The following is an 11,952-nucleotide window of genomic DNA, read 5'->3' as shown; positions in this document are numbered from 1 at the left end:
CTAGTCAAACATCTTCATCAACTTCTAGGATTACTGTGAATAGTTCTATGAAAATAGTTGTTCAAAATTGGGGAACAAAAGATATAGGCTATACTATTTTTAAAAGAGGATCTGTTTATGCGACTGGTAATCTAAAAGGTGGAAAAAGTTATAATAACACTATATCTTTGCCAAAAGATGATTATTCAGTAAGGTTATATTGTGGTGGCCCTTCCGGTGGTTCAACTGGTTGTTCTGGTCAGGTCTCTATTGCTAATAAATAAAAAAAGCCCTTTACAGGGCTTTTTTTATTTATTGGGGTACCGCCAGGATTTAGGAAAAAAACTAGGCTAAGCAAAAAATACAATAAGGGAATGCAGTATAGATCAGTCTACAAGCATTCCCTTGCTATATTGATGTTAATAATATTTTAATGCTGTTGTTACTATATATGCCATGTATAGCAACGATAAAAAGATAAATATATCTAATGTTAAAAATATGTATAATATTATTCTTATTTTTTTAGATGTATCATTTTTAATCATATATATAATAAATAGCATTGTAGTTGATTGGAATAGCATGGTGAAAAATAAAAATGTAATGGCAAACACCATATTTCCTGGTGTAAATCCTGTATTCATAATGAGTAGAGAACTAATTATATTAAGAATAAGCGTAGTTAGTATAAAAATATATTTGTAAATGTTTTTAATTTTGATCGCCTACTTTTTAATTTTTTAGTTGGTAATACAGTTGTTTATTTTTATGGTTATATATAAGTATTTTTTTATTGTTTTCATCTACAATGTAAACATCTTTTTCTTCCCAATCTATTCCATGGGGTATGTCTTTTTCAATTGAAAATAAAACATCTTTATTTCTAAATGGAATTGAATTTCGATTAGCATGAATGTTTATTTCATGTTCTTTTGTTTGAATGCTATAATCTCCTGAATAATTGGAGAAGAAAGGTGTTAATTTACTATAAATATATAGAATTTCTTTTTTATCGCTTTCTTGATAAAAGTGGGAATTAATAACCTTTAGATCTGATGTTTTTATGTCTTTTGGCATAAGTAAAAAGGCAATGAGACAATAAAATATAACAACAATAGTGATTAAGGAATATATGTAGAGAGAGGCAATTAATAAATATCTTTTATAATTGCTTTGTTTTATTATCTGATTTTGCAAATTTGAATCCTCCTTTAATAAAGAATCAATTGAAACATTAAATAGATTGCTTAAGGCTAATAAATTGGTTAGATCGGGAAGACTTTTTCCTAGTTCCCATTTAGATATAACTTGTCTTGAAATAAATAATTGGCTGGCTACATCTTCTTGTGTCATGTTGTTTATTAATCTTAAATGTTTTATTTTTTTTCCAATGTCCATATATGTACCTCCTTTAATCACTTTAATTATTCTAATGTTAAATAGTAAGAAACACATCGTAGCGATATAAAAAAGGCATGCAACGATGTGTTGCAGACCTTTATTTTGGTACTTATGGTTTACTATTAATGAATTTTTAAAAATGCTAATTTATATTTAAATTTTATAAGTTATTTTTTCATGATATATAAAATCATTTTTAGAATTCTATTAATATATATTATTTTTGATGTTTGGAGAGGGAGGAATTTTAAGGGGTAGTGCCTGTGGGGTTCTATGGAATGGGGATGTGCGGAGTGAGTAAAACTCTAACACCGATTAAAGGGTTGGAAGAACGATTTGAAGAGTACAAAGAAAAACTTGAAGGATTTATAGAACAGATTGGTAATAAGGTTGATAAGGATGTTCAGGAGTTTCTGGATGCGACTTTTGGAGGGGATGAGTTGCAAGTAATTTTGCGTGGTCATCTTTATATTGAACATGAGCTTGAAAAGTTGTTGAAAATTTACATGGTGGAACCACAGCTTGTCTTAACTGAGAGATTTATGTTTATGAATAAAATAAACTTAGCTATTGCTTTAGGAGCATTATCGTTAGACAAGAAAACTCCTTATAAAAGGTTGAACGAATTGAGGAATAACTATGTTCACCAACTTAAATTTAAAGTAAGTGAGACTGATTTAAATAGATTGGTGGATTCTTTTGATAGAGATTTGAGGGATGAGGCTTCGGTAAAGAAATGGAATGAAGGACTTCCAGAGGAGTATCGAGGAAGCAAGATAAGCAAATTGCAATGTGCTGTGTTAGGGTTATGGACTTATCTTTTGAAAGTTGTGCATGTGGAAAGTACGAGGAAGTTTAAAAAGAAGATTACAATGGTCAATATAAAATACAAAGGAAGTAATCCTAATGAAATTGACGATATGTATTTGGCGGAATGTGAAGAGTTATTTAATAAAATGCAAATAGAAGTAGGGATAATGGAGGGCTCTTAACTAAATTAGGCGTTCTTTTTTAATTTTTTCATGAAAATCCGAAATAACTCAGTGCTTCTCTTATATTAAGACTGTGAAAACATATGGAAAAGTTCATGTTCATTGCGGTCTTAATTGGTTTAGCAGCTGATTGCATTACGATTGGTCTATTTGTTGCTCTGTTCCTTTAAAGATTAGAGAAGCCCCTTGTTGTTGGTATATCTTTTTAAATGGTGAATGAATCTAGAACGTTGTCTTTCTCTTCTTTGTTGATGCCGATATAAGTCAGTGTAATTTGAGGAGTACTGTGATTTAAGATTTCTTGTAACATGGCTATATCTTTTGTTTGTTTATAGAACCAATAACCGAAGGTTTTACGCATGGTATGGGTCCCGATAGATTCTATATCCGCAAAATCTCCGGCTTTTTGCAATTGTCGATAGGCCTGGATCTTACTAATGGGTTGATTTCCTTTTCGAGAAGGAAATAACCAGGTATTATCTAGCGTTTGAGTATAAGAGTATACCTCATCAAAAATGGAAGTAAGGTTAATCATGCGTTCTTTCTTTGTTTTTCCTTCTTTGATCTTAAATTCTTTTCTCTTTTTTCGTTTTAGTTTTATTATGGTTTCTGTTTCAAGTTGGAGTAGATCACTTACACGTAGTCCTGTATGAATTCCAATTAAAAATAGTATATAGTCTCGTTGGGAACAGTGGCGTTTTAGGGCCCATTTCATGTTTTCAATCTGTTTTTTACTACGGATAGGTTGGACATCAATGAGATGTGATTTTTTGTTCATGGATTTTGACCTCTTTATTTATAGTGTTTTGAATGTATACTTTTGTTATGTATTTTGAGGATATCAGGAGAATCGGTGAGAAGTCAATGATTAAGGGGATTTGAAAGTAAACTAATATTTAAAAGTTTACATTGGATGTTTGATTTTTTTGTAACTAGATTAAGAGGGAATAGTACTATTTAAATTGAAATAAATATTATTATTTATTATTGTGAGGAATGAAAATTTATATGGGACAGAATATAGAAAAAGATATAGATAATAAAAAATTGGATAAGGAAGCAAGTAAAGAAGTTAAGGAGGTTTTAAAACAACTTGATGTTAGATGGCTTGCTTTAGATTTAGATATAACCCCTGATTGGTATTTTATTGAACGATCTATTGAGAAAATATCTTTATTTGGTTATGAAAGTGAGTATCATAAACAGACTAAAGAATCTGTAAGAACTATTGTAAATGCAATTAATAAATTAAATATTAAAGAAAGAGAAATTATTATAAGAAGATTTTTACGACGTGAAGAACGATATGATTATGAGGTAGCTAATAAAATGGGATTAAGTTTAAGGACATATGAAAGATATAAATCTTTAGCTATTATGAATTTATCAATTATATTAGGAATTGAATAAATGAAAAAACAGTTTTATTTAGTGGCGGTTTTTTGGCAGGAAGATGACAGAAAGATGGCAGATTATTTATATTTTTAATGTGTTAAAATGTTATTATATAAGGCTTGTATATAAGTGCTTTTATTGATATAAAAGCCGAAATATCTATATGTTTTTTTAAACGTAAGGGGAATTCTTATAAAGAATTCTCCTTACGTTTTTTATTTTTAAAGATTTAGAAATAATTGGCGGTTTTTTGGCGGAAATCGCGGATAAATTACGGACAAAATGGGGACCCTTTTTTGCTTTAAATTCCTATAAAATTGTTTTTAGAAGTAGAAAGTTAATTAATCAGTGAGAGGAGATGTTTTTAAAAATAAACTTGCAAGTATATTTTAAAATTTAAAAGTGAGGTTAAATATATTGATGTCTATTTGGAAGATACTTTCATGTATTGGTGTAGCATTTAGTTTTATAGTGAGTTTTTTACAGTTATTTGCTTGGTTTTTTCCGCGTGAGTTTCCTAATGTTATAAAACATATAGGCAGTTTTATTATTAATAATTGGTTGTTATTGATCGTTATTGGCTTGTTGCTTGTAATTATTAATTTATTAATCAATAGGCATAGTGAAGCAAATGAAAATAGTGAACAACAATCTAATTTAATATGAATAAAGAATAATTTTAAAATTAAAAGTTTACTTTCCCCTACTGATCTTAATGATTGGTAGGGGATTTCTTTATGCCTACATGTTTATTTCTTCAACAATTAAAACTGGAACTGTTTTTAATTTTAACTGTTTTGAGGCTAAAAAAGTGGTGTATCCATCTATCAATGTGTGCGGTTTACTTTTTGAAAGTTTTTCATTTATCACAACAATACTTTTTTCAAATTCATTGTTATTTTTATAGTAATCAATCTTTGATTGTATTTTTTCTTCTCTTGGTAAACTTTCTCTAAATTCGTCCTTAATCTTAATTTTCTTCACATTCATTGGATCTTGGCCAATAACAACATATTTCTTTTTCTTAATATAGACAAACTTTTTTTCTTTCTTGCTCTTACTCCAGTAATCCTTATGAAACCTAATAGAAATATAATTCCCTTCATGATCTGTCTCAATAGAATAGATATATTTACTCTTATCCCAGTTCCAGTATCTTCTTGTGTTTTCTGTGTAATCGACCAGTGCAACCGCAAGAGGAAGTATCTCTAAAAATTGTTTAGTTTCCCCAACACCCCACTTACTAATCTTGCTAACTTTAGCAATCATCTCTTCAGTTATTTTAAACACAGGAGGCTTTACACTATTTTTGCAATCAGGACAAACCATGACTGTATCAGTAATAAAACTGAGTACTTTTTTGTCGCATCTTTGACCACACTTTTGGCATTTCCCCTCTAGTTCTTCATGAATCCTTTTAATATCCGCATCTTTTAGTTTAATTATCATTTTTTATCTCCCCTTTAAATCATTATATGGTTCTTACTCTATATATCATATAAGTTCTGATCTTTTCTATCTCAGTTAGAGGTAGAAAATCGTTTAAATCCTTTGATCGTTTTAAGCGTCCTTTGACCTGGTGAAGCGTGTATACAAGTAAACTCTCATGGACCAATATAGAATTGAATGGCATGTGCAATTATATGGATAAAATCCTATAGGATTTTATAAAAGAATTAAAAAGAGTTAGTGGGGAATTAAATCAGAGGTAGTTGTTTGTGTTGGTCAATCAAAACGGACCTAGCGAAGCAAAGGGAGTATTTGACTTGACCAACTCTACTACACCCGAACCCTCTTGGTATTGAACAAACAATTGTTTGTTCCTGCCAACCGGCGAGGGAGCCCCTCAAGGATTGAGGGGTTGGGGAGTTCGAATGATGGGGTCTGGGGAAGAGTTCCCCAGTGGGTTTGGGCAAAGCCCAGGGTTTGGTTTTTGCCACATGAAATGTGGCTCGGCAAAGCCGACAAGCGTCGCAGACCCCTATCAATTTTGATGCGTTAGCGTCAAAATAAGTATAGGGTTACTCTAATTGACTCCATTTCGTCGCTTTGCTAGACTTATGGTATCAATTAATCTAGGGAAAGTGGTGGCATTTTATGTTGGGGTCTATCTCATTTAATCAATCTCACCAAAGTTCATTGAGCCACAATAATAGAGAAAACATTCATGGAAATCCTGGTATAGATCCATCCAGGTCAGAGGAGAATATTTACTTTGTTCAAAAGGACATCCGAAGTGTATACAAGGATATCTTTCAAGAAGCAGTGGACAAGTATAACGAGAAACAAAAACGGAATGACCGTAAGATTGATGACTACTATGACAAAATACATAAAGACGATAAGACACATGAGCAACGAGAACTCGTTGTAGCGATTGGGGAAGGTAAAGACGACCCAATGTATAGAGAGGCGAAAAAGGAAGCACTGAAGCGCTATGCTGAGGCGTTTCAAGAGCGAAATCCAAATCTAGTAGTTTATAACATGGTTTTACATGATGATGAAGCCAATCCACATTTACATATTAACTATGTACCGAATTTCGAAAGTAGTCGAGGATTAACGAGGCGTGTCGGAATGGATAGAGCTTTGCAACAACAAGGTGTAGAAGGAACGGGAAGAAAGTTAATTGCACATTGGAGAGAATTAGAAACGGCCTATATTGAGCAATTGGCTAAAGGACACATTCCGAATTTTGAACGTGCTAATGTAGGTTCACATAAGTATATGAAAGTCCGTCAATACAAGGAATATGCAGAAACAAAATCACTTGTTGAAAATCAAGTACAAGAAAAAGAGACGCAGTTACAAACGATTGATCATCATTTAAAAAACGTTGAAGAGAAAACAGAAGAATTACAAGTAGCGAAAAAGAGTTTGGAAAGTGATGTCGTTGATAATTACAAAGAATTAGAGATAGTGAAACAACAAGTAGAGAGTGAAAGTGAAAAACTGCAGCTAATTGGCCAGCGTCATGTAGAGTTAGAAAAAAGAGTAAAACAAATGCAAAAAGAATTAGATAGTGCTACAAATCAAGTGCCAAATGAACCTGTTAAAATTCCATTTTTACGTAAAGAAGTAGTAGTAGAAGTACAGGATAAAATGTTTGGAAAAGCTGAGATCACGAAAAAACAGACAAGAAATTATGTGTTATCACCAGAACAATATCAAGAAGTAACAAAGCAAGTGAATGCAGCGGTTACTATCAAAAATGATTATGAGCGCTTGAAACAAACAGATTTTGTGAAAGAGAATGAGAGTTTACGAGCAGATAATAAAGAATTAGAAGAAATACTAGAGGGTAAGAGCCTTGCTTTAAATCATTCTTATAAACAAAATCGTGAATTGAGAGAAGAAAATGAAGAATTACATACTGAAATAAGCGGTTTAAAAGCTCATATTAAGGATTTAAAGACAAATATAAAGGTTTTGTATCACAAAACAAAAAAGGTTCTTGGAGAGCAATTTAAGGCATTTAGAGGGCTTATTAAAAATGAATTGGGTAGCAAGGGAATAGATAATCAATTTGAACGTGAACATAAGAGAGAAATGAGCAGAAATCAAGATTTTGATAGGGGAAGATAGGAGTGATAATGGCGAAAGTGTAAAAGAGGATTGAATGTTGTATTTTTGCAAGAGATGGAAAGCTTTAGTAATGGATTTCATGTTATTATATAGAAAGACATACAAACGAGAAAAACCGCCCAAGCTTTGGTCGGCGAGGCGGTTTTTCATAATAAGGTTGGAATCAACCAATATATATTCTATATACATTCTAACATATAAAAGTTGATTCCTTCCACTAAGGGAGAGAATTATTTTATGACAAAAGTTGTAGATTTTGGACAAGCTGAAAAAAAAGCGAAAATAAGAGATAGTAAGATTGATAGTATTTATGACCAGTTGCAAACCGGTGGTTATTCAGAAGAAGAGAAAGCAATGCTCTTACAGTTAATAAGTAAAACAACTGGTGGAGATGAATATTTTATAGGAAAAAAGAAAAAGCCAACAGATCGGGTGAGGTTTGTGCAAATTATTATGGATAATTACAATTACCTGAGTGAAATTGATTATTTAACTACAGCTGAGAAAGCGTTTTTAATGGATTTAATACCTTATGTAGAATTTAAAACGAATATTTTGGTTGAAAGAATAAGTAAAGAAGATGAATTTGATTCTGATAGTGCAACGCCTAGTTATCTTGCTAGAAAGTTAAATAGAACTAGAGGAAAAGTTTCAGAGTTAATGAACGGTTTAATGAAAAAAGGATTATTAGCGGTTGCAGAAACTGGAACAACTACTGAAGATGGTCGCATTTGTACAAGTCGTACATGGTTTGTAAATCCCAATATCATGTGTTGTTCTCCAAAAGACGGAGTAGATAAAGCAACTCAAAAAATCTTTAAAAAATCACTTAAAAATTTTGTAACTGAAGATGGTAAAAAACATAAGTTACCAATTTATTTATTTTAGATGTCATTTTATATTGACATCTTTTTTTTATTGTTATTTTACATTTTTTAGGTGTTCCTTTTTGGGTACACAGGTGTTCCTTTTTGGGTACACCCTATATCTTATAAACCCTTGTTATTACTGACTTTCTTCACTTTGCTCTTCTCACTCTTATATATATAGCTAAAAGTTCCGCAAGGAACGGGTCGTATTTTTGAGAAAAACACTCAAAAATCTCCACCCTCACAATAAAAAAAGTCGGTTCGTTAATCCTCACCTAAAAGCTAATGCTTTTTCTTTTTTATTGTGTCCTTGCAAAACTTTTTTCGGCTCGATATGCTTTTTTCGCCAAGCCGACAGACAAAACGCAAGATAATGGTTATCGACTTGGATAAGCAAGTATACGAGCCGAATCGCTTAGATCAAACGTTCAAAAATTGTTCTTATTCAATATGTTGATACGTTTAATACGTGGGGTTTCGCCCCCACACGACGAGCCAGCACTCTAGCCAAAACGCAATTTTTAGATCAAAGATAAAGAAGAAATTTTTGGTGTTTATTCATAGTATTTCTAATTATTATTTGTTAATATAAATAATCGGATATCAAAAACATAATATAGTAATAGTTAGGATGGTATTAAGAATTGAAAAGAACAGCTGAATTTGTACTTGGTTTAATTGGTGGTATTTTTGGGGTTATAGGTTCTGTGATTGTAATGTCTTTAGCTATATATGGTATGGAAGGTTACACTGACAATGCCCTTTTAACTTATATTTCTATTGTATTAATTATTGAAATAGGACTGTTAGTTTTAGCATGTTTGGTAAATAAGGTTAACAATATAGTCTATGGGGTTTGTATGATAATACTTCCATTAGTAACATTATTTATGTCAGTATTCACTTTAATAATTCCAGTAATTTTACAAATTATTTCGGGTGCAATTGCATTTCGAACTTTAAAGCAAAAATAGAATTATATGGGGTACCGCCAGCATTTCGGAAAAATCTCAGGCTAAGCAAAAAATAAGCTGTCCATATGGGCAGCTTATTTACATAATTCTCGTTATTGGAAGTGTATTTAAGATCAGCATTAACTTAATAAGAGTTTAATATCTCAAGTTTCTTAGCTAATACCCAACCACTTAGACCATAAGATGCACAAATGTTGTAATAAAAATAATTCCCTGTTATTAATGTTTCCTCTAATTCTTTAATATCTTCATAACATATAGGCCAACAATAAGATTTTTGTTGCTCTAATAATTTCTTATTTTCTTTAAAAAAATCTGGAAGTGGATCTTTGTCTATATTAAAAATAATGCTGTTACTTATTTGGGTTTCAAAAAAATGTGCTAGGACACCTGAAAAAACTATATATACATTGTCTCCTGATTCAGTAAGAGTGTGAATGCGAATTTCTTCTTTCTCAAGATTAACTTGGTATGAAACAATTGTATTATCGTGAACACTTATCATAACTTCACTCCTTAAATTATAGATATTTGATTTTTGTTTCTTCAATATTAATTTTCTAATTGTAACATTTGAGAGAACTGACTCATTAAGATTTTTAGATGTATAGGATATTCATATAAGGTTAACATAACGTCTCATTATCGGTAGCAACTATTTGGATAGAATCCTTGTATTGACAGGGATTCTTCTTTTTTTGTCTTGCTATCTCGTATACAGGATTTTATACATGGTTGATATAGCGGGAATTCTAGCGATTCCCGCTCTTCTTTTTTTGCATAAAATCTTGTATAAATAAAAAAGATTTTGATGTTATTATCGAGAAGTAATACATATCGGTGGTAAAATCGGAATGTATTTCGGAAATTAAATCGTTTTTAAAATCGGTTTTCATATCGGTTGTAAGTACATTCCGATTTTGATTGGAATGTTGGTTTAATCGTGTTTTTTAAGTAAAAAACGTATTCCGTTTTTTGGGGAGGAATAAAAATTGGAACTAAAATCGGAAATGCACACACCGAAAATTGTTGCGGATCTTTTAGGAATCACACCCGATTTGTTAAAGGTATGGTCAAATGAATTTAATATACAAACGGAGCGAAGTCAGGGAGGACATCGTAGATACTCGAAGGAAAATATAGAAGAATTAAAAGCAATAAAAGAAAAAATACAGGCCCAAAAATGGTCTTACGATCAAGTTCGGTCATGGCGAAACGGAGAACTTGATTCGTTTGTTTCAAAAGAAGAAAAATCAGAATTAGAAAAGAAACTGAATGAAGTATTAGAAAATCAACAGTTACAAAATCAATTTAATCAAGCACTCGTTCAGAAACTACAAGAAATTACGAATGAATTGGTTACGACAAAAGAACATTTAGCGAATACGGAGAAAAAGTTAACTGAAGTAGAAGGGAAAAACAGTGAATTAGAAGTTTTTATAGAGAAGAAGCTAGAGAAACGAGATCAGTTATTGCTTGAAAACATTAGAGATATGCAGGCACAAAATCAGAAACAAAAACGGAAAGGTTTTTTCGGTTTGTTTAAAAAGTAAATTTGGCTGGTATTTTATGTAGGGTTCTAATGTCGGAAAAAGAAAAATAGAAATATAGCATACATACAATAAGGGAATGCAGTATAGATCAGTCTACAAGCATTCCCTTGCTATTGATATGTTATGTGTTTAGTAAAGTATTATTATAGTATAGGACCATAAATAAATATTAATAGGGTTATTAAAGCTTCAATTAAAGATATTATAAAAATTATTTTATAATTTATCTTTACGTTTTTATAACTTAATTTTTGACCAATATAATTAAGCAATAAAAATATAAAAAAAAGTGGAAGTGTAGATAATAAAATATTTAACATAATAAAACCTCCTTTTGTAAAATCTTGACTTTTCTGAAAACAAATGTAACATAGTGTTTGAGAGTGGAAAATATTTCTATAAAAGGGGGAGTTTTGTGAATTCGTTTAAACGTGTTGTAAAATTGTTATTTGTTTTTGGTTTAATCTTTTCAGGAATTGCTGGTTTTAATACGTCTAAGGTGTCTGCAGATTCTAAAGAGTTTAATTATCAAGTTTTAACTTCAGAACAGTTAAAAGAAATTAATGAGAAATTAGAAGAAATGAAGAATGATATTAATTTACAACTTTCTGAAGGTAAAGAAGATGTTTTTTCTAGTAGAAAAGTATCTTTTTCAGATGAGCCTTTAATTATGGCTTTTAATAGTGTTGATAATTTTAATGGTAATGGTTTTGCACTTGCGGCACAACAAAAGAAAAATTTCTCTGGTTATGTGGCTAATACATTTCCGGGAGCTGGTTTTAAACATACTGTTTCTGGATGGTTTTTATATGGTTCAGGTAAAGTAGGTAACTATGATTATGATCCAGATTTAACAGGTCCATTGTATTCTAAGAGTAATTCTACTAAAGCAAATAGACTTGATGACAGTGTAGTTCGTATTACTAGTAGTGGGACATTTAAAGCATTAAAGTATGCACCAGTTGAGTATACTACTAAGGTTGTTATTGAATTGTATGGTAGTGGAACGTATAGAGTTGTTACAGCTAAAATTAATTAATTTTTATGTCAGAATAAATAACTGTTAGAAATATTTTGAGTGGGTGGATATTTATGAGAAAAGTTATTGCTGGTTTATTTGTTGCTGCAACCGCTTTATCAGCCCCGTTTGTAGGGTTTAGTGAGGCTTCTGCAGCAAGTGCATCAAATGCAGTTTTACAAG

The 11,952-nt window shown here is 31.1% G+C and carries 13 protein-coding genes; 8 read left to right on the top strand and 5 right to left on the bottom strand.

The annotated features are described in order from the left end of the window. A partial coding sequence (locus tag ACXY7N_RS30165) for a hypothetical protein (protein ID WP_488592856.1) occupies positions 1-263 on the top strand: 263 nt, incomplete at its 5' end. 451 nt (positions 264-714) lie between these two features. Here the strand turns inward: ACXY7N_RS30165 and ACXY7N_RS30160 are convergent. Next, entirely contained in the window at positions 715-1,380 is a 666-nt protein-coding gene (locus ACXY7N_RS30160; RefSeq protein WP_098080075.1) for a helix-turn-helix domain-containing protein, read from the bottom strand. A 266-nt stretch (positions 1,381-1,646) separates the two neighbouring features. On the opposite strand from ACXY7N_RS30160, the gene ACXY7N_RS30155 reads away from it, so the two are divergent. Next, positions 1,647-2,375, top strand: a complete 729-nt coding sequence (locus ACXY7N_RS30155; RefSeq protein ID WP_488592855.1) for a hypothetical protein — start codon at positions 1,647-1,649, stop codon at positions 2,373-2,375. Positions 2,376-2,580: 205 nt separating this feature from the next. On the opposite strand, the gene ACXY7N_RS30150 is transcribed toward ACXY7N_RS30155, so the two are convergent. Further along, on the bottom strand, positions 2,581-3,153 hold the full coding sequence (locus ACXY7N_RS30150; protein WP_488592854.1) for a tyrosine-type recombinase/integrase: 573 nt from the start codon (positions 3,151-3,153) through the stop codon (positions 2,581-2,583). Positions 3,154-3,383: 230 nt separating this feature from the next. Between ACXY7N_RS30150 and ACXY7N_RS30145 the strand changes: the two genes are divergently transcribed. Continuing rightward, positions 3,384-3,785: an ArpU family phage packaging/lysis transcriptional regulator gene (locus tag ACXY7N_RS30145; protein ID WP_488592853.1), complete on the top strand. Its 402-nt coding sequence runs from the start codon at positions 3,384-3,386 to the stop codon at positions 3,783-3,785. A gap of 726 nt (positions 3,786-4,511) precedes the next feature. Here ACXY7N_RS30145 and ACXY7N_RS30140 read toward each other — a convergent pair. Continuing rightward, positions 4,512-5,219 (bottom strand): hypothetical protein, encoded by a 708-nt coding sequence (locus tag ACXY7N_RS30140; RefSeq protein WP_488592852.1) that lies wholly within the window; start codon positions 5,217-5,219, stop codon positions 4,512-4,514. A gap of 648 nt (positions 5,220-5,867) precedes the next feature. Between ACXY7N_RS30140 and ACXY7N_RS30135 the strand changes: the two genes are divergently transcribed. The 3 genes from ACXY7N_RS30135 to ACXY7N_RS30125 all read left to right on the top strand — a co-directional run bounded on the left by ACXY7N_RS30135 (position 5,868) and on the right by ACXY7N_RS30125 (position 9,198). Further along, positions 5,868-7,355, top strand: coding sequence for a plasmid recombination protein (locus tag ACXY7N_RS30135; RefSeq protein WP_488592851.1), 1,488 nt, complete (start codon positions 5,868-5,870; stop codon positions 7,353-7,355). 237 nt (positions 7,356-7,592) lie between these two features. After that, entirely contained in the window at positions 7,593-8,243 is a 651-nt protein-coding gene (locus ACXY7N_RS30130) for a MarR family transcriptional regulator (protein ID WP_098080063.1), read from the top strand. A 625-nt stretch (positions 8,244-8,868) separates the two neighbouring features. After that, positions 8,869-9,198 (top strand): DUF4064 domain-containing protein, encoded by a 330-nt coding sequence (locus ACXY7N_RS30125; RefSeq protein ID WP_098080061.1) that lies wholly within the window; start codon positions 8,869-8,871, stop codon positions 9,196-9,198. A 124-nt stretch (positions 9,199-9,322) separates the two neighbouring features. On the opposite strand, the gene ACXY7N_RS30120 is transcribed toward ACXY7N_RS30125, so the two are convergent. Then, complete coding sequence (locus tag ACXY7N_RS30120; RefSeq protein WP_488592850.1) at positions 9,323-9,703, bottom strand: hypothetical protein; 381 nt, start codon at positions 9,701-9,703, stop codon at positions 9,323-9,325. Between the two features lie 487 nt (positions 9,704-10,190). On the opposite strand from ACXY7N_RS30120, the gene ACXY7N_RS30115 reads away from it, so the two are divergent. Next, positions 10,191-10,751: a MerR family transcriptional regulator gene (locus tag ACXY7N_RS30115; RefSeq protein WP_000421199.1), complete on the top strand. Its 561-nt coding sequence runs from the start codon at positions 10,191-10,193 to the stop codon at positions 10,749-10,751. Between the two features lie 143 nt (positions 10,752-10,894). On the opposite strand, the gene ACXY7N_RS30110 is transcribed toward ACXY7N_RS30115, so the two are convergent. Continuing rightward, on the bottom strand, positions 10,895-11,071 hold the full coding sequence (locus tag ACXY7N_RS30110; protein ID WP_488592849.1) for a hypothetical protein: 177 nt from the start codon (positions 11,069-11,071) through the stop codon (positions 10,895-10,897). Positions 11,072-11,166: 95 nt separating this feature from the next. On the opposite strand from ACXY7N_RS30110, the gene ACXY7N_RS30105 reads away from it, so the two are divergent. Further along, positions 11,167-11,790, top strand: coding sequence for a hypothetical protein (locus tag ACXY7N_RS30105; RefSeq protein WP_098874939.1), 624 nt, complete (start codon positions 11,167-11,169; stop codon positions 11,788-11,790). The last annotated feature ends 162 nt before the right edge of the window (positions 11,791-11,952 follow it).

This window comes from Bacillus sp. 5w2 (assembly GCF_054353775.1).
The sequence above is the reverse complement of the archived record's forward strand: the minus strand, read 5'-3'. Positions and strand labels throughout refer to the sequence as shown.